Here is a 20,982-nt window from a genome sequence, read left to right on the forward strand (position 1 = left end):
CGAAGGCGCGAATCATCCCGTTGGGAGGAGGCACATGCCTCCTCCCAACGGGCGTTAACCACCGGAAACACTGGCAGGGAACCCGGCGGTTCGGAAGACATTCATGCATCGTTCACGACACATTGTGGGCTGGCTCATCCCCAGGAAGTGATTTTGATGCTTCACTGGATAAATGACAGTTATGACAAGAACCGGCATCGAAGACCGGTCAGAAGCAACCGAAACCCACATGATCTGCCTTGACGTCGACGGCACCCTGGTCAACCACGTCGGGGAGATGAGCCCGGCGGTCAAGGACTCGGCCCGCGCCATCGTCGCGGCCGGACACGAGGTCGTCATTTCCACGGGGCGCTCGCTCGGTGCAACACTGCCGGTCATCCAAATGCTCGGCATCGAGAACGGTTATGCCGTCTGCTGCAACGGCGGCGTCACTGTGCGCATCGACACCACCCTGGAAGACGGCTACGAAATCATCGAACGCAAGACCTTCGACCCGGCTCCCGCATTGCGTGCACTGCTCAAGGCGCTGCCCACCGCGAAGTACGCACTAGAGGACGACAAAGGGCAATTCCTTTCCACAGAGCGCTTCGAGGATGCCAGCTTCGGCGTCGTCGCAACCCCGGTGACGCTGGACAAGATGCTTGAAGCCACGGCCGTTCGCCTCGTGGTCTTCTCCACCGACGCCACCGCCGAAGAATTCGGCGATGCAGTCGGCACGCTCGGACTTTCAGGAGTCACCTATTCGGTGGGCTGGACGGCCTGGCTGGACATCGCCGCCGAGGGCGTCACCAAGGCCAGTGGCCTCGAGGCGCTGCGCAAGGCGCGCGGGTTCGACATCGAGCAGACCATTGCCGTGGGCGATGGCCGCAACGACATCGAGATGCTGTCGTGGGCCGGTCGGGGCGTGGCCATGGGCCAGGCCCCAGACGAGGTCAAGGCCGTGGCAGATGAAATCGCAGCCGGCGTGGACGATGACGGACTGGCGAAGGTCCTGCAGGATTTCCTGATGCCCAAGGCAGCCTGAGGTCTCGGCTGAGACCCAGAACGTCCGCCACGGCACCTTGCCGTGGCGGACGTTCAACTTAAGCCGCCCAAGGTTCCGGTGCAATCACATGGACTCCCCTGGCCGTTCCCTGGTTCAGGTGATGGGCCGCTGGCACGTGTATCCGATTCACTGGCTATGCTTAAACCCATGAAACGCGCCGGAATCCTTGCCCTGTCCCTGTTCGGTGCCGGGGTGTTGGTGACCGGATGCACTTCTCCCGACGCCATCTGCAACACCGGAAAACCCGACATTGAACAGGCCATGGACCATCTGGTGGACTCGACCCTGGCAGGGGACCAAATCGAGGCGTGCAGGGTGACCACCACGGGCGGGACCGATACCGTCGGCGAACAATTCGACAGGCTGGGCGAAGAGTTCGAGCGGCTCGGCGTTGCCGCCGGCTATAGCGTGGAACCCGTTCCGGATTCGACCATGGGTCACTGGTCCCAACTGACCTTGAGCACCCCGAGCCACCCCGAGGGCGAGCGTTTTGACGTGTTCGAGCGCGGCGGAAACTACACGATCGGATGGCTCGAGTTCGAGCAGGAACCGCTGCCCTCGCCGACCCCGAGTAAGTAACCCGGGGGCTACCGCTTCCGATCAGACGCCGAATAGCCCGATGATCAAGCCCATCGCCATGAACGTCACCAGCTCGTGGAGGCAGTTCAGTGCGGTGAGTCCCACGGGACGGCCCTCGAAGGCGTCATGGGTGATGAAACGCGCCGCTGTGAAGCCGCCCCACAGGATCAGGGCCGTCAACAGGGCGTTGGTGAGGTAAGAACCGCCGTAGAAGTCGAAGGACAGGTACGTGGCACCGGCCAGGACCCAGGCGCTGATGAAGCTGACGATGAGAGTCACCACGATCGGGATAGCGGCGCCCTTGGCCTCACCGGGGATTACCTTGGCCGCCTTCATCCAGTAGTTGCCGAATACCTTCGGGGTGTACCAGATGCTACCAACCACCATGGTCGAAAGCGTGGCAAGAACTACGGCAATCCAATTGATTTCGGGAACCATCGTTTGCTCCTCATGTCATCGTGCGGGGCGGATTCCCTCCCCTCGTATGGGACATCAATATCGCCGATACTACGTCCAAAACCACAGGTCGACTAGGGAACTGGAAAAATCTGACGCCGTCTAGAGGTCGGCGGGCGCGTGGGGCGAATCAATCCAGCGCAACAGCCTGGCGGCCGCCGGGCGTGCCGCCCATTCCTCGACCCATGCGGATCGGACCACGGCCTTGGAGACTGCTTGGGCGGTGATGCCCAGCTCCGTCGCGACATGCTTTTGCTGGCCGCGAGCCCCCGGAGTGAGCAAATCGAGCACCGCCCACTCGGCACTGCTGCGGGTGCTGACAATCTGTCCGAGCAGGCGCAGCACCGCCTCGGCTTCGGCGGCGACGGAGGCCTCGGGGCCAATGACACTCAGCGGTACCCGTTCCCCGGTGTGTCCGGAACGCTCGACGGCGGTATGGGCGTAGCCCAGCGCCGTGCCCTGGAGGTATTGCGCCTCGCGCGGCACCGGTTCATACAGGCTGCCGACGCCGAGGCCGACCAGCCATTGGTTGCTGCGCAGCGCGCGAAGAGTCGCCTCGACGGCGTCTTCGGCGCGTTCGGGGACGCCGACGAGCAGGGACGGCCCGGAGCGCTGGAACGGGGCCAACGTGGCAATTCCGGCCAGGGTGCGGAGCATTTCATCGGTGAGATCGCCGTCGGAACGCCGGTCACGTTGTCTGAGGGTTACGAGGTACACAGTCCCAATTATGCAGCGAAACGCCGACTCCGTCTGGATAAACGCCGGTGAGAGTGCCCTGGACAGGTGACCGCCGGGTGGCCGGGGACCCTAGGGCGTGGCCGTGGGGGCTTGCGCGGTGGTCCTTTCGGGCAGCAGCTCGATGATGCAGAAGCGCAGGAAAAATTGGGTAACCGGGCCGATGGCCAGCGCGTACAGGATGGTGCCGAAACCGACGATCCCGCCCAGGAACCAGCCGATGACCAGCACGGTGACCTCGACGCCGGTTCGCGCCAACCGAAGGCTGACTCCGGTGCGCGCATGCAGCCCGGTCATCAATCCGTCTCGCGGGCCCGGGCCAAGCTGGCTGCCGATGTACATCCCGCCGCCGAGTCCGTTCACCAGTAGTGACCCGGCAAAGAGGGCCAGCTGTGCGGGCAGGCCGTGGACTTGGGGAATGAGCGCCAGCCCAATGTCTGCCGAAACGCCGATCCAGACGACGTTGGCAATGGTGCCCAGGCCAGGCATCTGCCGCAAGGGGATCCACAGCAACAGCACCAGGAATCCGAAGACGATCACCACGGTCCCCAGGCTGAGTCCGGTGTGCAGGGTGACGCCGTAGTGGAGCACGTCCCATGGGGCCAGGCCGAGCCCCGACCGGACGAACCCGGCCATGGCCGCGCCAAAGAGTGTCAAGCCCACGAACAGCTGAACCATGCGCAACGGGAGCCGTCCCGCGCGCAATTGTTCGATGGGGGTCAGCTGGGCGAGTTCACGTGGTGCGGCCTTGGTCATGCCATCAGCATCTCCCACAATCCGTGCCCGAAAAAATCCTTCGTCATGGGGTGGGCCGTGGCCCCGGGAACTAAGGGGGGCCGGACGTCCGCCCCTAGAAGAGAGCGGCCTGGTTCTGCGGCCAGTAGGTGTTGCGACGCGGTAGCTGTTCAGGGTCGAGGTGCTTGGGCAATACGACGTGCGGGATGCCGTTGTGGATGACTAGTTCGAGCAGTCCGTTGTCGGCCATGTGGTGGTGGCTTGTGCAGCCGGGGGTGAATTTGTGGACGCTGGTGTGCCCGCCTTGGGCAAAACCGTCGATGTGGCACATTTCCAGGTGTTCGGGCGGGACGGTGCAGCCGGGGTAGAAGCATCCGCCGTCGCGGGCCAGCACGGCCCGTCTGATGTGGTCCGGGGCGAAGCGCATTTCCTGGCCGACGTCGAGGATTTCTCCTTGGCCGCCCAGGACCAGCGGAATCGTCCCATCGGTGGCGAGGCGTCTTCGGACGTCGCTGATCGGGATTTCGAGTCCGTGGGCGCTCCAGCCGTTGCCCGTGGCAAGGCCGAGGAGGGTGTCGAGGCGGCAGTGGATGATCAGTTGGGCTGTAGGCAGCCCGGTGGCTCCGTTGCCCGGCGGTTTGGTTGGTGCGCGCATGAGGTTTAGCACGGTTTGCAGGTGGCGTTGGGGAGGGGTTAGTCCGTCCTGGCCGGGAAAGATGCTATTGGGGGAGCCTGCGAGGTTCGGATCGAAACCCGGCGGCGATCCGGAGCCGGATGCCGGGCCGTCGAGGGTTTCGACGGCGGCTCCCTCGGTACGGGTGAACCAGTCGGGGCCATCAGTGGCTCCGGAGGTGCCTTCCGCGGTGCCCTTGTCAGCGGATTCACGGGTAGCAGATGCACCGCCTGCAGCGGCGGCGGGGTTCATCCCGGTGGCTGCGGCCGCCAGGGCGTCACGGTTGCCGGCCAGCGTGCGGGGATTGTCGGAGGCCGCGAAATGGGAAAGGAAGACTTCGGCGTCGGCGTTGAGCAGGCACAGGGACATATACGTGAACTGGCGGGTGCGTTTGGTGATGAAGATGCCGGTCTTCGCCTGGATTTCCTGCGGGGTGGGCAGCTGGTCGGCGGAGGCGGCGTTCTCGAGTTCATCGGACAGGTTAGTGAAGAGACGCCGGGTGTCCTGGGGGATGCCGGCGGCCACGGAGCTGGCGACCCTTTCCTCGATCCTCTCGGCGAGCCGGTGCGGCGCGGGTTGGGCGGCGATGGCCGGGGTGAGGGCGTCGAGATTGCGTGCTGCGGCGGCCGTGGCGCCCAGGCACGCGGTTCCGGCGTGGAGCTGTTCGGCGAGCTTCGGGTAGCGCGGTGCGCACTGGTTGCCGTGGACATCGGCGTGCGGGAGCAGGGCGTTTGCGGCGTGGAGCCGGTTCCGGGCGGCGAAGCGGGGCAGGTGCAGTGAATGCTGCAGGAAATCGCAGGTGTCCTTGAACGGCATGATCCCGGTTGGGACGGTAGCCGGGTCCGGGGGCACGGCCCGCTCCCCGCGGATGAAAGCTACCGGATCCGCCGCGGTGGCACGCGCCCATTCAAGGTTTTCGGCGGGCAGGTCTTGTACAAGGGTGCGTTGGGCCGTGTGTGCCGCCCGGATCTGCGCGATTTCGGCCTGGCGGTGGGTGCGCTCGACGTCGTGGGCAAAAAGGGCAGCCTCGGTGGGGGAGGCGATCTCCGCGGCCAGTTCGGCGGCAAGTTCCGCGAGTCGCAGGGACAGCGCGGAAAACAGGCGCAGCTTCCGGGCCGGCGACACTCGGTGTCCCGGATCGCCACCATCGCCGGTGAGGGCCTCAATGAGCCGCCGCGTGTCCATGTTCTCCAGTGTGCGACGCCGGGGCCGTGGCGGGGCAATGGTGCGCGGGGATGTGGACAACCGCACAGCACCGCAGGAAACAACGCGGGGCCGGGTCCGGAGATCGCGCCGGTGGCGCAGCCTTCGGACCCGGCCCCGCGGGTGTGGTGCGGTGGAGCGGTTAGGCCTGGGCCTTGTAACGCTCGATCGAGCGTTCCAGCTCGGCTTCGGCCTCGGCGCGGCCCATCCAGCCCTCGGCCTTGACCCATTTGCCCGGCTCCAGGTCCTTGTAGCGCAGGAAGAAGTGCTCGATTTCCTTCACGAGCCACCCGTCGAGGTCCTCGAACTCCTGGATGTGGTCAAAGCGCTTGTCGGCAGGAACGCACACGAGCTTGGCGTCTCCGCCGCCGTCGTCGGTCATGTTGAACACGGCGATCGGGCGGGACTCCACGACGACGCCCGGGAACAGGTCGACGCCCGGGATGAAGACCAGTGCGTCCAGCGGATCGCCGTCTTCGCCCAGCGTGTCATCGAAGAAGCCGTAGTGCGTCGGGTACTGCATGGAGGTGAACAACACGCGATCCAGGCGAAGGCGGTGGGTCTCGTGGTCGATCTCGTACTTCACGCGCGATCCGGCGGGGATCTCGATGGTGACGTCGTGGCTCATAAAAAGTCTCCTCGACTCTCGTGACCAGCGGCATGTGCGGACGCGGGCGCGTCCGATTGCCGTCTAGTCTTAGGTAGCTGCGCTTAAGGGTATATGGCGCACGCAGACTACGACGATTTCGGGGATGTTGAATGAAGCATGCGAGCCAAATCCAGCGTCTGGGCATCACCTCGATCGTTGCCGGGTTGCTGCTGGGGCTGCTGGCGTTCTTCCTCATCCCGGTCATGGCCTCGGGTGCCGCGTCGAAGCCGTCCGCCGCACAGCCGGTGGCCCCGGACCTCGCCGCCGTCGGCGCCATGGCTCTGCCGCCGCTTGATCCCGCGGCCCCTGCACCCGTTGCCGGAGCGCTTGCCGCGACACTGGATCCGATCCTGTCGTCTTCCCCGGCCGACGTCTCGGTCAGCGCCGGCGTCCTCGACGTGGCAAGCGGCGAGGAACTGTATTCGCTTTCCGGCAACCAGCCGGGCATCCCGGCCTCGAGCCTGAAGGTGTTCACGGCCATTGCCGCCACCCACGTCTTCGGCGAGGGCCATCGTTTCACCACCAAGGCCGTGCTCAAGGACCCGGACACCGTCGTGCTGGTGGGCGGGGGAGACGTGCTGCTGGGGTCCGGCACTGGATCGGCATCCACCAGCGGCAGGGCAGGTCTCGAAACCCTCGCAAAGCGGGCCGCGACCTCCCTGCGCCAGGCCCACGCGGCCGGGGAAACCGGGGATGCCTTGTCCGTCGAGCTCGACGACTCGCTCTTTGCCGGCCCCGCGCTGAACCCCGACTGGGACGCATCGCTGGTCAGCACCAACAACATCGCGCCGCTTTCCCCCGTCGCCATGTACGCGGCGCGCGCCAATGCCAATCCGAAGGCGGAACGGGTGGGCGACCCGGGCATGCATGCGGCGACGGCCTTTGCCAAGGCATTGCGCGCGGCAATGGGCACGGCCGACGGAGGCCCGCAGGTCGCCATCGAGGTCACGCGCGCCGACCCCGGAGTCCAGGGCACCGAGCTGGCCGCCGTCAGCTCCGCCACGCTGGGTGAACAAACCAGGTTCATGCTGGAGGTCTCGGACAACTACGTGGCCGAGGCGCTCGGCCGCCTCGTCGCGGTGGAGCTGGGGCAGACCGGCGACTACGCGCACGGCGCCGCCGCGGTGACGCAGGTGATCGCGGACCTGGGCATCGACACCACGGGGATTGAGCTGAGGGACACCTCCGGCCTGGCCAACACCAACCGCGTCGCACCCCTGGCCCTGGCCCGGGCACTGGCGTATGCGGCCACCTCCGAACATGCGTCGCTGCGCAACCTCAGCTACGGCCTGCCGGTTGCAGGCGCCACCGGGACCCTGTCCACCCGGCTGGGTGCCGCGCAGACGCGCGGGCTGGTGCGCGCCAAGACCGGGTCGCTCATGGAGGTCTCCAGCCTCAGCGGGCTCACCGTGACCCGGGACGGCCGCTTGCTGGCCTTCTCGTTCTTCGTGAACACCAGCGACCGTTCCATCGGGCCGAACCGGGCAACGCTCGATGCCGCGGCCGCGGCGCTCACCGGCTGCGGATGCCGCTAGTCCCGCCGGCCGGGCCGCCGGGGGGCCGGGCGGGCCGGGCGGGCAAAAGTTTTTTGGCCCAGCGCGCAATCACGCCGTGCGGGACAAAAGCGTGATGGGATGGAAGGCATGGACACCACCGAATTCCGGCTGATCAATTGGGACCTCGCCGCCGGCACAGCGGCCAAGCTGGTCGGCGCGGGCCCGAGCCTCACCGGCACCGAGATTGCGGCGGTGGTCGCCGACCTGCGCGCCAAGGCCGACGCATCGGTCGAACACGTGCACCGCATCACCGGACTGGAGGCGGCCGCGGACCTGCGCGACTCGCAGGTGCTCATCGTCGATCGGCCCGGCTGGGCCAAGGCGAACACCCAAAGTTTCGAGGCGATGCTGGGGCCCGCCATGGAGCACCTGGCCGTCACCCGCGGCGAAAAGATCAGCGAGGCCGCCCAGGTGCTTTCCTCCACGGCCACCGGCGTGGAAATGGGCGCCATCCTGGCCTTCATGTCCTCCAAGGTGCTGGGCCAGTACGACCCCTTCGCGGGCCTGCTGCGCGCGGACCTGCCCTCCGGCGGCCGGCTGATGCTCGTGGCGCCGAACATCGTGGCCATCGAGCGGGAACTAAAGGTCGACACCGACGACTTCCGGCTCTGGGTCACCCTGCACGAGCAGACCCACCGGGTGCAGTTCGCCGCAGCACCCTGGCTGCGCGAGCACCTGCAGTCAAAGATCGCGGAGCTGTTGGCCTCGCTGCTGGCCGAACCCGAGGCCCTGGGCGAGCGGCTGCGTGCCGCCGCGTCCGAGGTCATCCGCGGCAAGAAGGACCTGGAAGCAGCGGACGCCGGCCGCCCCGGGAGCGGGGACACCGGGCTGCTGGCGGGCCTGCGCACCGGCGAGCAGAAGGCGATCCTCTCGCACATCACCGCGGTGATGTCGTTGCTGGAGGGACACGCCAACGTGGTGATGGACGCCGTGGACTCCTCGATCGTGCCCTCGGTGCGCACCATCCGCCAGCGTTTCGGCGCCCGCGGCAAGGACCGCGGCATGGTGGAGAAGTGGCTGCGCAAGCTGCTGGGCCTGGATGCGAAGATGCGCCAATATGCCGATGGGCAGCGCTTCGTCTCCCGTGCCGTGAAGCTCATGGGCATGGAGGGCTTCAACCGGGTCTGGGAGGGCCCGGAGAACCTGCCCACCGAACACGAACTGCACCACCCCGCCGCGTGGGTGGCGCGCATGGGCGGATCACCTGCCGGGGACCAGACCCCGGCAGGCAACTAGCGGCAAGCCCCACGGGAGGGACGACGATGGGCGGAAAGCTGCCGCGGGTGCTGGCCGATGCCCGCAACGCGATCCGGGCCATGGTGCCGCCCGGCGGCAAGGTGCTGGTGGCCTGCAGCGGCGGGGCCGATTCGCTGGCGCTTGCTGCCGCGGCGGCCTTCCTGCACCGGGCGCGGGAGATCGACGCGGGGGCGGTCGTCGTCGACCACCGGATGCAGCCCGGCAGCGCCGAGGTGGCGCAACGGGCAGCAGCCCAATGCCGGGCCCTGGGCCTGGACGAGGTGCTGGTCCTCCCGGTGGAGGTGGACGGCGGCAGTGAACAGGCGGCGCGCACTGCGCGCTATGCCGCCTTTGCCCGGGCGCTGGAGGACAGCGGCGCCGGCCACGTGCTGCTTGGCCACACCCTCGACGACCAGGCCGAACAGGTGCTGCTCGGCCTGGCGCGCGGCTCCGGGACGCTCTCGCTGGCAGGGATGCCGGCGGCACGCGGGCAATACCTGCGCCCGCTGCTGGGCCTGGGACGGGCGGATGTCGAGGCGATCTGCCGGCACGAGGGGCTCGAATACTGGAACGACCCGACCAACACCGACCCGCGCTACCTGCGCAACCGGGTGCGCCACGAGCTGATGCCGGTGCTGCGCTCGGTGCTGGGGGACCAGGTGCCCGCCGCCCTGGCACGCACCGCGGCTCTGGCGCGCGCCGACGCCGAATACCTCGACGGGCTGGCCGCCAGCGCGCTGCACGACGCCGTCCTCGCCCCGGGCCCGGCACTCGCCGAGGAGGCCTCGGCCGCCGCCTCCGCGGTGTCCTCCATCCACCTGGCCCGGCTGCGGGCCATGCCCGAGCCCCTGCGCACCCGCGCGCTGCGCCTGTCCGTGGTGCGGCTGGGCGCACCGGCACCGGACTTCGAACGGCTGCGGGCATTGAACGCGCTGGTCCTCGGGTCGAAATCCGCCGGCCCCATCCAGCTGGAGGGCCCGGTGGAGGCCACCCGGATCGCCGGAGCCAGGCTTCCCGCCGGCGCCGCGCCCTTCCTGCGGCTGGACGCCAGCGGCCTGCGGCCCGGCGACGGGTGAGAATTGCCTCACACCACGGGGCCGACTGCCGCCAAGTCGCGGCAACTTCGGGGGTGCCGCGCTCCGCACCGCAAGCCAGACTGTGGCACTCTAGTTCGTGGGTGGAAAACCCCCTTCGACCGGTATATCGCCGACCCCAGAACCAGGAGCCCTCGTGGATTCGAAAGATGTCAGCGCCGATTTGGCGCATGTCCTCTACACCAAGGAAGAAATCCAGGCCAAGATCAATGAGCTTGCCGCCCGGATCGACGCCGACTACGAAGGCCGGGACATCCTGGTTGTCGGCGTCCTCAAGGGCGCCGTGATGGTCATGGCCGACCTGGTCCGCGCGCTGCACAGCCACGTGACCATGGACTGGATGGCGGTCTCGTCCTACGGTTCGGGTACCCAGTCCTCCGGCGTCGTGCGGATCCTCAAGGACCTCGACACCGACCTGCTGGGCAAGGACGTGCTGATCGTCGAGGACATCATCGACTCCGGCCTGACGCTGTCCTGGCTGCTGGCCAACCTGCACTCCCGCGGCCCGGCCTCGGTCGAGATCTGCACCCTGCTGCGCAAGCCGGAGGCCGCAAAGGTGGAGATCGACGTGAAGTACGTCGGCATGGAGATCCCCAACGAATTCGTTGTCGGCTACGGCCTGGACTTCGACGAGAAGTACCGCAACCTGGACTTCATCGGGACCCTGGCACCGCACGTCTACCAGTAGCCGGCGGCACCAGCCCGCTCCAGCATCCCTTTTGTGGTGTGCCATGGCCGTTTCCGGTTCCCGGGGGCGGCCATTGGTGTTCTTACGCCCAAAGGGGAACTTATCGCCTTGCCCATCCGTGGGTATCAAATAGGGCGTTTACTTAATGAGCGTGTAGCAAGATTACCGGCGTCGCCCAGGCGCCCGGGCCGCCAGTGCCCGAAAGCAGGAGGGATGGGGCGGGACCCCCAATCAATGAACGCGAAAAAGATCTTCAACAGCTGGATCGTATGGGTGCTGCTTGGCGCCGCGGTGCTGCTGATTTTCCTGCCGACGCTTCTGGGCGGCAACTCCGGGCGCATCGACACCTCCGTCGGCATGCAATTGCTCAGGGACGACAAGGTCACCGAGGCGAAGATCTTCGACGGCGAGCAGCGCGTGGACCTGACGCTGAAGGACCCGCTGAACCTCGACGGCGAGGACAAGGGCACGAACGTCTCGTTCTTCTACTCCCAGCCGCGCGGCACCCAGGTGGTGGATGCGGTCAACGAGGCCAACCTCTCCGGCTACACCGACCAGCCGGTGCAGAGCAACTGGTTCACCTCCATGCTCGGCTTCATGATCCCGATGATCCTGATCGTGGGCCTGTTCTGGTTCATCCTTTCCCGCTCCCAGGGCGGCGGATCCAAGGTCATGCAATTCGGCAAGTCCAAGGCGAAGCTGATCACCAAGGACATGCCGCAGGTGACGTTCGTCGACGTTGCAGGTGCCGAAGAGGCAGTGGAGGAACTCCACGAAATCAAGGAGTTCCTGCGCGAACCGGGCAAGTTCCAGGCCGTCGGGGCCAAGATCCCCAAGGGCGTGCTGCTGTACGGCCCTCCGGGCACCGGCAAGACCCTGCTGGCCAAGGCCGTCGCCGGCGAGGCGGGCGTCCCCTTCTACTCGATCTCCGGCTCGGACTTCGTGGAAATGTTCGTCGGCGTCGGCGCTTCCCGCGTCCGCGACCTCTTCGAGCAGGCCAAGGCCAACTCCCCCGCCATCATCTTCGTCGACGAGATCGACGCCGTCGGTCGCCACCGTGGCGCCGGCATCGGCGGCGGCAACGACGAGCGCGAACAGACCCTCAACCAGCTGCTGGTCGAGATGGACGGCTTCGACGCCAACACCAACGTCATCCTGATCGCCGCGACCAACCGCGCCGACGTGCTGGACCCCGCGCTGCTGCGCCCGGGCCGCTTTGACCGACAGATCCCGGTGGAGGCACCGGACATGATCGGCCGCGAGCAGATCCTCAAGGTCCACGCCCAGGGCAAGCCGATGGCCACCAACGTCGACCTCAAGGCAGTTGCCAAGAAGACCCCCGGCTACACCGGTGCCGACCTGGCCAACGTGCTCAACGAGGCAGCGCTGCTCACCGCACGCTCCAACGCCCAGCTGATCGACGACCGCGCCCTGGACGAGGCCATCGACCGCGTCATGGCCGGCCCGCAGAAGCGCAGCCGCCTGATGAAGGAACACGAGCGCAAGATCACCGCGTACCACGAGGGCGGCCACGCGCTGGTGGCAGCCGCCATGCGGCAGACCGCACCGGTCACCAAGGTCACCATCCTGCCGCGCGGACGCGCCCTGGGCTACACCATGGTGGTGCCCGACGACGACAAGTACTCGGTGACCCGCAACGAGCTGCTGGACCAGATGGCGTACGCCATGGGCGGGCGCGTGGCCGAGGAAATCGTCTTCCACGACCCCTCCACCGGCGCCTCCAACGACATCGAGAAGGCCACCGCCACCGCGCGCAAGATGGTCACCGACTACGGCATGAGCGAGCGCGTGGGCGCCGTGAAGCTGGGTTCCTCCTCCGGGGATGCCATGTACGGGCAGCCCTCCAGCCGCGACTACTCCGACGCCATGGCCAACGTGGTCGACGAGGAGGTCCGCGCACTGATCGACACCGCACACGACGAGGCCTACGCCGCGCTGACCGAGAACCGCCACGTGCTTGACCGCCTGGCGCTGGCCCTGCTCGAGCATGAGACGCTGAACCAGAAGGAGATCGAGGAAATCTTCCACGACCTCACCAAGCGTCCCGAGCGCGACGTCTGGCTGAGCAAGGACAGCCGCCCCGTCCACGCGGCCGGACCCGTCCTCTCCGCGAAGGAAATAGCCGCCGATGCGGCAGCTGCAACGTCAGGCGACGTCACCGGCGAGTAACCCATCGCACACACACGCTAGGATCTGAGGGTGAACGAGATCGATCAGCTTGAAGACGACAACGTCCAGCGCGCCGGCGGCGTGGACCTGGTCCGCATTGAAAACGCCGTGCGCGAGATCCTGCATGCCATTGGCGAGGACCCTCAGCGCGACGGGCTGCTGGAGACGCCCAAGCGCGTGGCCAAGGCCTATGCGGAGTTCTTTGCCGGGCTCCACGAGGACCCGGCGGACCTCCTGGCCACGACCTTCGACATCGAACACGATGAGTTGGTCCTGGTCAAGGACATCCCGTTCTACTCGACCTGCGAACACCACCTGGTGCCGTTCCACGGCAGCGCCCACGTCGGCTACATCCCCGGCCCGGAGGGCAAGGTCACTGGCCTGAGCAAGCTGGCCCGGCTGGTGGAGGTCTACGCCCGCCGCCCGCAGGTCCAGGAACGACTGACCACGCAGATCGTTGACGCACTTGTCGCGCACCTGAACCCGCGCGGCGCCATGGTCGTCGTCGAATGCGAACACATGTGCATGTCCATGCGGGGCGTCCGCAAACCGGGCGCCAAGACCGTCACCAGCGCCGTGCGTGGCCAGCTACGCGAACCGGCCACCCGCGCAGAGGCCATGAGCCTCATCCTCGGAAAGTAGGTAACACCCCCATGTCACTTGGAGCAATCCCCGGAACCGGTCCGGCCACCAGCCCGCTGCCGGTCATCAAGAAGATCACGGCCCGCACCCTGGCCGACCTGCCCGCCGACCGCACACTGGTCATGGGCATCCTGAACATCACCGAGGATTCCTTCTCGGACGGCGGGAAGTACAAGAGCGCCGACGACGCCATCTCCCACGGCCTGCGCATGTACTACGGCGGGGCAGACATCATCGACGTCGGAGGGGAATCCACCCGCCCCGGCGCCGAGCCCGTGGACCCCGACGAGGAACAGAAGCGCATCCTGCCGGTCATCACGGCGCTGGCCAAGGCAGGGGCGATCATCTCGGTCGACACCATGCACACCTCCACTGCCCGCGCCGCCCTGGCGGCCGGCGCGCACATCATCAACGACGTCTCCGGGCTGACGCACGAGCCGGACATGCCGGCTCTCATGGCCGAGACCGGCGCCCCCTACGTGCTGATGCACCGCCGCGGGGACGCCGCCACCATGGTCACGGAGGCCAACTACACCGACGTGGTCTCCGAGGTCATCGAGGAGATGCTCGCGCTTCGCGAGCGCTTTGTTGCCGCCGGCGTCAAGCCCGAGGCATTGATCCTGGATCCGGGGCTGGGCTTCGCCAAGGACCACGAGCACAACTGGGAACTGCTCAATGCCCTTGACCGCTTCACCGCGCTGGGCCACCGCGTCCTGGTGGGCACCAGCCGCAAGCGCTTCCTGGGCGCCCTGCTGACCGTCGACGGCAAGCCCGCCGCACCGACCGAACGCGACGCAGCGACCGCCGCCACCAGCGCGCTTGCTGCCGCCAACGGTGCCTGGGGCGTGCGCGTGCACGACGTTCCCTCGTCCCTCGACGCCATCAAGGTCGCCCACGCCTGGTCCGCGGCCCGCGTCCCGGCACTCTAGGAAGCCCGGCCGGGGGAACACCATGCGCAGCGACACCATCACCCTGAGCGGCATCACCGCCATCGGGCACCACGGCGTCTTTGAGCACGAGAAGCGCGACGGGCAGCCATTCACCCTCGACGTCGTGCTGCACACCGACATCCGGAAGGCGGCGGCCAGCGACAATGTCGCCGACACCGCGCACTACGGCGAACTCGGCGAGCTCGTGGTCGCCCAGATCCAGGACGGTCCCTGGGACCTGATCGAGACGCTGGCGGAAAAAACCGCCGCGGCGATCCTGGGTTCCTTCCCCACCGCCTCGGGGGTCGAGGTCATCGTGCACAAGCCCAAGGCACCGATCACCGTGACCTTTTCCGACGTCACGATCCACATCCACCGCGAACGGGAGTGAACCGAATGGTTTCCTGCATCCTTGCCCTGGGTTCCAACCTGGGCGAACGTGCCGGAACGCTCCAGGCCGCGGTTGCCGAACTGGCCGCCACACCGGGAATCGAGGTGGTGTGCGTCTCCGACACCGCGGTGACCAAGCCCGTGGGCGGGCCCGCAGGCCAACCCGACTTCCTGAACCTGGTGCTGCGCATCAACACCGACCTGGCCCCGCTGGGGCTCCTGGCAGCCTGCCAGGCCATTGAGCAGGCACACCACCGCACCCGCGAGGTGCGCTGGGGCCCGCGCACCCTCGACATCGACGTGATCACCTACGGTGGGCAAACCAGCGACGACCCGGTGCTGACGCTGCCGCACCCGCGGGCCGCGACGCGCGGTTTCGTGCTGCTGCCCTGGTCCTGGATGGAACCCGACGCCACGCTGGCCGGGACGCCGGTGGCCGAGCTGGCCGCCGCCGCGGCGGACACCCCGGGCATCAAACGTGCCGAAGTGGAGGCCTAGGCCGATGAACTCGCTGCGGCCCCTGTGGGTCTTCACGGTGCTGGTGATCGGCGTCGTCGCCGGCTACGCCCTGCAGATCCTGGCCACCACCCGCGGCTACCCGGTGCCGGTGCTGCACTGGACCTCGCTGGTGTCCATGGGCGCTGCCTGCCTGATCACGCTGGTGATGGGCATCCGCATCAAGCTCTACACCTCCGGGCGGACCAAGAGGCGGGTGGACCCGATTGCCGCGGCCAGGACCCTGGTGCTGGCCCAGGCCAGCGTGTATGCCGGGTCCACCATCGCCGGATGGCACGGCGGGATCCTGCTGGGGCTGGTCACCGCGGCAGGATTGGGCAGCGAGGCGGTGAAATCATCCTTGGTGATGATCGGCGGTGCGCTGGTGATGGTTATCGTGGGATGGGTTGTGGAACAGTTCTGCAAGCTGCCCCCGGAAGATCCTTCGGACCCGGCGGCCAAGACCGAGGGCGAGGACGAGGAAGGCTATGCAGCAGGAACCAATTGACCCGGCCGGGATCCACTGGACCCGGGTGTCCCCGAGCTACGCAAAGGTCCGCATGGTGGGCTGGGGCATTGGCGCGCTGGTGACGCTGGCGGTGCTGTGCATGCCGCTGGTGCTGAACCGGTTCGGGGTGTGGACCGGCTTCCCGCTCTGGCTGGCCATTGCCATCCCCGCGGTGGCGGTGGCCATCGACATCATTCGCCTGGTGCTGATTCCGCGCCAGGTTGCAGCGATCGGCTATGCCGAGCGCGAGGACGACCTGCTGGTGCGCCAGGGGCTGATGTTCCAAAGGGTGCTGGTGGTTCCCTACGGCCGGATGCAATTCGTCGACGTGGCCGTCGGACCCATCGACAGGATGCTGGGACTGTGCAAGGTCAAGCTGCACACCGCCGCGGCCGACGCCACCGCCGAGATCCCCGGCCTGCCCCTGGCAGAGGGCACGCGCCTGCGCGAGCAGCTTGCGGCCCGCGGCGAATCGCGTTTGGCCGGGCTGTGAATCCCCCATCCGCCCCTGAGCCCGGTGCACCCGAGGTGCCGTGGCACCGGGTCCACCCGGTCTCGCCCTTGGTGCGCGGCTGGCTCGCCGTGGTGGCCATCGCCTTCGTCTACGGGCAAAACACCCTCTCCTCCTTCTTCGGCGAGGAGGAACCAAGCCGCGGACCCGATTTTGTCTCCGGCGCCCCGCTGCTGGTTTCGCTGCTCATCGGCGGCGGCATCCTGCTGCTGATCCTGCTGGGATTCTTCGGCTCCTGGTGGTTCACCAAGTACCAGATCACCGAGCGCCACGTGAACGTGAATTCCGGCATGGTCTTCCGCCAGCAGCGCCAGGCACGCATCGACCGGGTTCAGTCGATCGACATTGCCCAGCCGCTGGTCGCCCGGATTTTCGGGCTGGCCGAGCTGCGCTTCGACGTCGCAGACTCCGGCTCCGCCGCCATGAACCTGGCCTTCGTGAAGCTTTCCGAGGCCCACGAACTGCGCAACGCCATCCTGGCCCGCGCCGCGGGGCTGCAGGCAACCAATGTTTCCCCGCCACCGGTTGCACCGGCCGGCGAGCCGGGGCCCGCCGGTGGCCAGTTTCCGGAACCCGGGCAAATGGCGGATGCGAGGTTCCCGCCCGCCGATGCGGCGCCGCGCGGCCCCCGGGCAGCGAGCGAACGCGTGGTCGCCAGCGTCCCGCTGGGCCGGCTGGTCGGTTCCATCCTGTTGCGCCCGTCCACGGTGTTCATGGTGCTGGGCCTTATCGGGCTGGCCATCGCCATGTCCAACATCGAGGGTTTCGCGCCGTTCTACCTGCTTCCGGCGCTGCTGGGCATGGCTGGCGCGCTGTGGAACAACCTCAACACCGGCTACAACTTCAAGGCCGCCACGAGTGCCGACGGATTGCGCGTGGGCTACGGGCTGCTGGATACCCGCCACCAAACGGTGCCCCCGGGGCGGGTGCAGGCCATCAAGGTTTCCGCCCCCCTCTTCTGGCGTCCGATGGGCTGGTACAAGGTCGCGGTCAATGTCGCGGGCATCGGGGGAGGGGCCGCGAACGACGCGGAGCAACGCAGCGTGCTGCTGCCGGTGGGCACCTACGAGGACGTGCTCGCGGTGCTCTCGGTGGTGCTGCCGTCCCCCGGGGTGGAGGCGCCGCGCGAATTCTTTGCCGCCGCCATCAACGGCAGCGGCACAGCGCACGGCTTCGTGGTTTCCCCTCCCCGGATCCGCCCGCTCGCGCTCCTGGCCTACCGCCGGCAGGGCTACGCGCTGACCGACACCGCGTTGGTGGCACGCAACGGCGCGCTTCACCGCACCATCGCCATCGTTCCGCACGCCCGCACCCAAGGGCTTTCCCTGCGCCAGGGCCCCCTGGCCCGGCGGATGGGCGTGGTTGACCTGGCCCTTGCCACGATCCCCGGGCCGGTGGTGCCGGTGGTGCGCCAGCTCGACATCGATGCTGGACGGGACCTGTTTCTTGAACAGGCAGACCGAGCCGCCGCGGCACGGAAGCAAACGGACTCGAACCACTGGCTGGGAGACGCATGAGAAACACGGGCAAGCCGGGACGGCTGGGAGTGGGCGTCATTGGCGCCGGCAAGGTCGGCGCCGTGCTGGGTGCGGCGCTGCGCGCGGCCGAGCACCAAGTCATCGGGGTCCACGCGGTCTCCGAGTCCTCGCTCGAACGAGCGGAGCTGCTCCTTCCCGATGTCCCGGTGCTGCAGATCCCGGAGATCCTGCGCCGCGCCGAACTGGTCATCCTGGCGGTGCCCGACGACGCGCTGGCGGACCTGGTCTCAGGGCTCGCTGCGGCCGGACATTGGCAGGTGGGCCAGCTGGTGGTGCACACCGCCGGGCGCTACGGCACCGAGGTGCTGGCTCCGGCAATGGCAGCCGGCGCCATCGGGCTGGCCATCCACCCGGCCATGACCTTTACCGGGATGAGCATGGACCTGGAGCGGCTCGGCGATTGCGTCTTCGGGGTCACCGCCTCGAATATGGTTCTTCCCATCGCCCAGGCGCTCGTGGTGGAAATGGGAGGCGAGCCGGTGGTCATCGACGAGGAGGACCGGGTCAAGTACCACGCGGCGCTGTCGCACGCCTCCAACCACCTGGTGACGGTTGCCGGGCAGGCGGCGGGCATCTTGGCGGGCATCGGCGTCGAGCATCCCGAGCGGGTGCTGTCCGCGCTCATGCGTGCCTCGCTGGAAAATGCGCTGGCCTCAGGGGAGGGCGCGCTGACCGGGCCGGTGGCCCGCGGGGATGTGCAGACGGTTGCCGCGCACCGGGCCGCACTGGCCGGAGAGGACATCGGTGAGGACACCCGGGAGGGCTACCTGGCCATGAGCCGGGCGACCGCGCTGCGCGCCCATGCCCGCGGGTTGATCAACCGGCAGACCCTCGACGGGATCCTGGCCGCATTGGGCGCACCGACACACTAGGGCCATCGGCGGAACCCGCGGATAAACTGGGCCGGTGAGCACACCAGCAGATACCGTCAGCCGCACTCCCCGCATCGTCCGCACGGCGGCCGAGCTTTCGGCGGCGATTGCCCGGGCCATCGAGTTCAATGCCCCGGAGCAGGGCACCGCAACCTTGGGGCTGGTGCCCACCATGGGAGCCCTGCACTCGGGCCACGAGTCCCTGGTTTCCACCGCCCGGGCGCACAACGACGTGCTGGTGGTCAGCATCTTCGTCAACGAGCTGCAATTCAACGATGCGCAGGATTTTGCCAGATATCCGCGCACCCTCGAGGCCGACGTCGAGATCCTGGCCCGCGCCGGCGCCGACATCGTCTTTGCCCCACAGGCTTCGACGGTCTACCCCGACGGCCGCCCACTGATCAAGATCGATTCGGGGGAACTGGGATCGAAGTTCGAGGGCGCTTCGCGACCGGGCCACTTCGACGGGATGCTCGCCGTGGTGGCCAAGCTGCTCCACTTTGCCATGCCGCCCGCCACGCTTGGGGTACCCGTTTCCTATCGCGCGTATTTTGGACAGAAGGACGCGCAGCAGCTGGTGCTCATCAACCGCATGGTGGCCGACCTGAACTACCCGGTCGAAATTTGCTCGGTGCCCATCATCCGCAGCGCCGAGGGACTGGCCCTTTCCAGCCGGAACCACTTCCTCACCGCGGAGCAGGCCAAGGCGGCCCTGGTCATCCACCGGGCATTGAGCTTGGTCAAGGAGCGGGCCGAACGGCATGAACCGCTGTATCTGGAGGACGCCGCGGGACTCTTCGAGATGGAACCCCTGGTGGAGCTCGACTACTTCGAGTTGGTTGACCCGCGTACCTTGCAGGAGCTGGCCTTCAATTGCCAGGACACCCCGTTCACCGGTGAGGGGTTGCTGCTGGTGGCGGCGAAGGTCGGCCAGGTCCGCCTGATCGACAACATGCCGCTGGGCTACTGAGCCTGCCGGCCCGGTTCGCCTACTTCGTGTCCCATCGGCGGGCAGCCTGCCGCAACAGCGACCGGAAACGTGCGAGGTCCGCGACGATTTCCGCGGCGCTTTGCCCCGTAGTCGAAAGCCCCGCAGACTGGCCGGCATAGACCGGAGCAAGGGAGGTGTCTCCCTCGGCGCGGGCGCCGTTGATCGATTTGGTCAGGGAATCGTCTGCCTTCACCGCGGCACTGAGGGCCTCGAGGTTCTCGGCCCAGGTGTCGCTGAAGTCGTTGCGCAAGGCCCGGCCGCCGTATTGAACCGGCCAGTCAATGCGCTGGGCAATGTCAAAGGCGCGGGTGTAGACGGTGTCATCCAGGCCGGCCGCCCCGATGGAATCCTTGATGTTGCGGTGGCTGGTCGATTCCGTCGCGGCGGCGAAACGCGTTCCGATCCATGCGGCCGATGCGCCGGCACCCAGTACGGCGGCGACCCCGGCGGCCGTGGCCAATCCTCCCGCGGCAATGACGGGCTTGCCGGTTCGTTCCAATGCCAGCTGAAGCAGGGGAAGGGTGGACACCTCATTGCGTCCATGACCTCCTCCCTCATTCCCCCGGCAGATCACCACATCGATGTCGTCTTCCAGTGCGCGGGAAAGTTCTGCTGCATTCCCGACCTGCATGCCCACCAAGGCGCCGGACTCATGTGCAAGGGATGCGGCGGGTCCGGGTTCCCCAAAGCTGATGCAGACGAAGGAAGGGCCGTGATCCAACACCTGCTCCAGCGGTTCAAGGTTCTTTGCCAGGACCCAGGCCATGAGTCCGGCGCCCCACCCCCGACCGGATGATGCGGCAAGTGTTGCCTCGTTGTCGATCCACTCCTTGGTGGCATTGCCACCGATGCCCAGCGTGCCAAAGCCTCCGGCGGCAGAAACGGCTGCAGCCAGTGCGCCGCCGGCCGCACCGGCCATCGATGCGTTGAAGATTGGCTCGGTGTAACCGAGTATCTGCTGCAATGGGTTGAGGGATTTCTGAATGGGCGATGCGTTTACGGGAATATCAGGCATGTTTTCAGTCTATGGCCGACCCCTGACGCTGTTGTGATGCAGGGCTCAGTTGACGTTTCCGACGGAATGACCGAGAAATGCAGCCCCAGCGGGGCCGGGGCCTCTACTTTCCGGGGGTTTTGGCCGGTTGATGGTGAGGGTTCCTGCCGTTTGGACATTCGGGCCGGATGCGCGTAGAGTTATTTCTCGCACCGAGCACCGCAACGTAGCCCGAAAGGGTGAAGCGCGGAGCCGATTGCAAAGAATTCCAAA

Annotated in this window: 22 protein-coding genes; 16 read left to right on the forward strand and 6 right to left on the reverse strand. The window is 67.3% G+C overall.

Going from position 1 to position 20,982, the window contains the following annotated elements; all coding sequences use genetic code 11:
* Nucleotides 1–172 precede the first annotated feature (172 nt).
* Together ACIPUB_RS13415 and ACIPUB_RS13420 are read left to right on the forward strand one after the other, a co-directional pair.
* Nucleotides 173–1,024 (forward strand): HAD family hydrolase, encoded by an 852-nt coding sequence (locus tag ACIPUB_RS13415; protein ID WP_407607837.1) that lies wholly within the window; start codon nt 173–175, stop codon nt 1,022–1,024.
* 168 nt (nt 1,025–1,192) lie between these two features.
* Entirely contained in the window at nt 1,193–1,624 is a 432-nt protein-coding gene (locus tag ACIPUB_RS13420; protein ID WP_407607838.1) for a hypothetical protein, read from the forward strand.
* Nucleotides 1,625–1,645: 21 nt separating this feature from the next.
* On the opposite strand, the gene ACIPUB_RS13425 is transcribed toward ACIPUB_RS13420, so the two are convergent.
* From ACIPUB_RS13425 to ACIPUB_RS13445, 5 genes are all read right to left on the reverse strand, one after another.
* A complete protein-coding gene (locus ACIPUB_RS13425; protein ID WP_407607839.1) occupies nt 1,646–2,062 on the reverse strand; it encodes a DUF1761 domain-containing protein in 417 nt (138 codons plus the stop codon).
* Between the two features lie 120 nt (nt 2,063–2,182).
* The gene (locus ACIPUB_RS13430) at nt 2,183–2,797 is read right to left on the reverse strand and encodes a hypothetical protein (protein ID WP_407607840.1); all 615 of its coding nucleotides are present in this window, start codon (nt 2,795–2,797) and stop codon (nt 2,183–2,185) included.
* A 90-nt stretch (nt 2,798–2,887) separates the two neighbouring features.
* On the reverse strand, nt 2,888–3,571 hold the full coding sequence (locus tag ACIPUB_RS13435; protein ID WP_407607841.1) for a YczE/YyaS/YitT family protein: 684 nt from the start codon (nt 3,569–3,571) through the stop codon (nt 2,888–2,890).
* 94 nt (nt 3,572–3,665) lie between these two features.
* Nucleotides 3,666–5,408 (reverse strand): hypothetical protein, encoded by a 1,743-nt coding sequence (locus ACIPUB_RS13440; RefSeq protein ID WP_407607842.1) that lies wholly within the window; start codon nt 5,406–5,408, stop codon nt 3,666–3,668.
* A 160-nt stretch (nt 5,409–5,568) separates the two neighbouring features.
* On the reverse strand, nt 5,569–6,054 hold the full coding sequence (locus ACIPUB_RS13445; RefSeq protein WP_264270988.1) for an inorganic diphosphatase: 486 nt from the start codon (nt 6,052–6,054) through the stop codon (nt 5,569–5,571).
* 131 nt (nt 6,055–6,185) lie between these two features.
* Between ACIPUB_RS13445 and dacB the strand changes: the two genes are divergently transcribed.
* The 14 genes from dacB to panC all read left to right on the forward strand — a co-directional run bounded on the left by dacB (nt 6,186) and on the right by panC (nt 19,694).
* A complete protein-coding gene (dacB, locus tag ACIPUB_RS13450) occupies nt 6,186–7,610 on the forward strand; it encodes a D-alanyl-D-alanine carboxypeptidase/D-alanyl-D-alanine-endopeptidase (RefSeq protein WP_407607843.1) in 1,425 nt (474 codons plus the stop codon).
* A gap of 108 nt (nt 7,611–7,718) precedes the next feature.
* Nucleotides 7,719–8,867, forward strand: coding sequence for a zinc-dependent metalloprotease (locus ACIPUB_RS13455; RefSeq protein ID WP_407607844.1), 1,149 nt, complete (start codon nt 7,719–7,721; stop codon nt 8,865–8,867).
* 26 nt (nt 8,868–8,893) lie between these two features.
* The gene (tilS, locus tag ACIPUB_RS13460; RefSeq protein ID WP_407607845.1) at nt 8,894–9,943 is read left to right on the forward strand and encodes a tRNA lysidine(34) synthetase TilS; all 1,050 of its coding nucleotides are present in this window, start codon (nt 8,894–8,896) and stop codon (nt 9,941–9,943) included.
* Between the two features lie 154 nt (nt 9,944–10,097).
* Complete coding sequence (hpt, locus tag ACIPUB_RS13465) at nt 10,098–10,649, forward strand: hypoxanthine phosphoribosyltransferase (RefSeq protein WP_264270984.1); 552 nt, start codon at nt 10,098–10,100, stop codon at nt 10,647–10,649.
* Nucleotides 10,650–10,883: 234 nt separating this feature from the next.
* Complete coding sequence (ftsH, locus tag ACIPUB_RS13470; RefSeq protein WP_407607846.1) at nt 10,884–12,839, forward strand: ATP-dependent zinc metalloprotease FtsH; 1,956 nt, start codon at nt 10,884–10,886, stop codon at nt 12,837–12,839.
* A 30-nt stretch (nt 12,840–12,869) separates the two neighbouring features.
* Entirely contained in the window at nt 12,870–13,481 is a 612-nt protein-coding gene (gene folE / locus ACIPUB_RS13475) for a GTP cyclohydrolase I FolE (RefSeq protein ID WP_372342948.1), read from the forward strand.
* Nucleotides 13,482–13,492: 11 nt separating this feature from the next.
* On the forward strand, nt 13,493–14,410 hold the full coding sequence (folP, locus tag ACIPUB_RS13480) for a dihydropteroate synthase (protein ID WP_407607847.1): 918 nt from the start codon (nt 13,493–13,495) through the stop codon (nt 14,408–14,410).
* Between the two features lie 22 nt (nt 14,411–14,432).
* Nucleotides 14,433–14,801, forward strand: coding sequence for a dihydroneopterin aldolase (folB, locus tag ACIPUB_RS13485; RefSeq protein ID WP_407607848.1), 369 nt, complete (start codon nt 14,433–14,435; stop codon nt 14,799–14,801).
* A 5-nt stretch (nt 14,802–14,806) separates the two neighbouring features.
* Complete coding sequence (gene folK / locus ACIPUB_RS13490) at nt 14,807–15,298, forward strand: 2-amino-4-hydroxy-6-hydroxymethyldihydropteridine diphosphokinase (RefSeq protein WP_407607849.1); 492 nt, start codon at nt 14,807–14,809, stop codon at nt 15,296–15,298.
* Between the two features lie 4 nt (nt 15,299–15,302).
* Nucleotides 15,303–15,803 carry a DUF3180 domain-containing protein gene (locus ACIPUB_RS13495; RefSeq protein ID WP_407607850.1) on the forward strand — a complete coding sequence of 167 codons (501 nt, stop codon included), beginning with the start codon at nt 15,303–15,305 and terminating at the stop codon, nt 15,801–15,803.
* Nucleotides 15,784–16,296 (forward strand): PH domain-containing protein, encoded by a 513-nt coding sequence (locus ACIPUB_RS13500; protein WP_264270978.1) that lies wholly within the window; start codon nt 15,784–15,786, stop codon nt 16,294–16,296. The genes ACIPUB_RS13495 and ACIPUB_RS13500 overlap by 20 nt, the downstream gene beginning before the upstream one ends.
* On the forward strand, nt 16,293–17,831 hold the full coding sequence (locus tag ACIPUB_RS13505) for a PH domain-containing protein (protein ID WP_407607851.1): 1,539 nt from the start codon (nt 16,293–16,295) through the stop codon (nt 17,829–17,831). The genes ACIPUB_RS13500 and ACIPUB_RS13505 overlap by 4 nt, the downstream gene beginning before the upstream one ends.
* The gene (locus tag ACIPUB_RS13510; RefSeq protein WP_407607852.1) at nt 17,828–18,724 is read left to right on the forward strand and encodes a Rossmann-like and DUF2520 domain-containing protein; all 897 of its coding nucleotides are present in this window, start codon (nt 17,828–17,830) and stop codon (nt 18,722–18,724) included. The genes ACIPUB_RS13505 and ACIPUB_RS13510 overlap by 4 nt, the downstream gene beginning before the upstream one ends.
* Before the next feature lie 34 nt (nt 18,725–18,758).
* Complete coding sequence (gene panC, locus ACIPUB_RS13515) at nt 18,759–19,694, forward strand: pantoate--beta-alanine ligase (RefSeq protein ID WP_407607853.1); 936 nt, start codon at nt 18,759–18,761, stop codon at nt 19,692–19,694.
* 19 nt (nt 19,695–19,713) lie between these two features.
* Here the strand turns inward: panC and ACIPUB_RS13520 are convergent, their stop codons facing one another.
* A complete protein-coding gene (locus tag ACIPUB_RS13520) occupies nt 19,714–20,730 on the reverse strand; it encodes an NAD(P)H-dependent flavin oxidoreductase (RefSeq protein WP_407607854.1) in 1,017 nt (338 codons plus the stop codon).
* Between the last annotated feature and the right edge of the window lie 252 nt (nt 20,731–20,982).

This window comes from Paeniglutamicibacter sp. ORCA_105, assembly GCF_045798545.1.
GTDB classification, from domain to species: Bacteria; Actinomycetota; Actinomycetes; order Actinomycetales; family Micrococcaceae; genus Paeniglutamicibacter; species Paeniglutamicibacter sulfureus.

Excerpts from the sequence above, each read along its gene's own strand:
- ACIPUB_RS13415 (WP_407607837.1), top strand. The coding sequence starts at position 173 with ATGACAGTTATGACAAGAACCGGCATCGAAGACCGGTCAGAAGCAACC.
- ACIPUB_RS13420 (WP_407607838.1), top strand. The coding sequence starts at position 1,193 with ATGAAACGCGCCGGAATCCTTGCCCTGTCCCTGTTCGGTGCCGGGGTG.
- ACIPUB_RS13425 (WP_407607839.1), bottom strand. The coding sequence starts at position 2,062 with ATGGTTCCCGAAATCAATTGGATTGCCGTAGTTCTTGCCACGCTTTCG.
- ACIPUB_RS13435 (WP_407607841.1), bottom strand. The coding sequence starts at position 3,571 with ATGACCAAGGCCGCACCACGTGAACTCGCCCAGCTGACCCCCATCGAA.
- ACIPUB_RS13440 (WP_407607842.1), bottom strand. The coding sequence starts at position 5,408 with ATGGACACGCGGCGGCTCATTGAGGCCCTCACCGGCGATGGTGGCGAT.
- ACIPUB_RS13445 (WP_264270988.1), bottom strand. The coding sequence starts at position 6,054 with ATGAGCCACGACGTCACCATCGAGATCCCCGCCGGATCGCGCGTGAAG.
- dacB (WP_407607843.1), top strand. The coding sequence starts at position 6,186 with ATGAAGCATGCGAGCCAAATCCAGCGTCTGGGCATCACCTCGATCGTT.
- ACIPUB_RS13455 (WP_407607844.1), top strand. The coding sequence starts at position 7,719 with ATGGACACCACCGAATTCCGGCTGATCAATTGGGACCTCGCCGCCGGC.
- tilS (WP_407607845.1), top strand. The coding sequence starts at position 8,894 with ATGGGCGGAAAGCTGCCGCGGGTGCTGGCCGATGCCCGCAACGCGATC.
- ftsH (WP_407607846.1), top strand. The coding sequence starts at position 10,884 with ATGAACGCGAAAAAGATCTTCAACAGCTGGATCGTATGGGTGCTGCTT.
- folP (WP_407607847.1), top strand. The coding sequence starts at position 13,493 with ATGTCACTTGGAGCAATCCCCGGAACCGGTCCGGCCACCAGCCCGCTG.
- folB (WP_407607848.1), top strand. The coding sequence starts at position 14,433 with ATGCGCAGCGACACCATCACCCTGAGCGGCATCACCGCCATCGGGCAC.
- folK (WP_407607849.1), top strand. The coding sequence starts at position 14,807 with ATGGTTTCCTGCATCCTTGCCCTGGGTTCCAACCTGGGCGAACGTGCC.
- ACIPUB_RS13495 (WP_407607850.1), top strand. The coding sequence starts at position 15,303 with ATGAACTCGCTGCGGCCCCTGTGGGTCTTCACGGTGCTGGTGATCGGC.
- ACIPUB_RS13500 (WP_264270978.1), top strand. The coding sequence starts at position 15,784 with ATGCAGCAGGAACCAATTGACCCGGCCGGGATCCACTGGACCCGGGTG.
- ACIPUB_RS13510 (WP_407607852.1), top strand. The coding sequence starts at position 17,828 with ATGAGAAACACGGGCAAGCCGGGACGGCTGGGAGTGGGCGTCATTGGC.
- ACIPUB_RS13520 (WP_407607854.1), bottom strand. The coding sequence starts at position 20,730 with ATGCCTGATATTCCCGTAAACGCATCGCCCATTCAGAAATCCCTCAAC.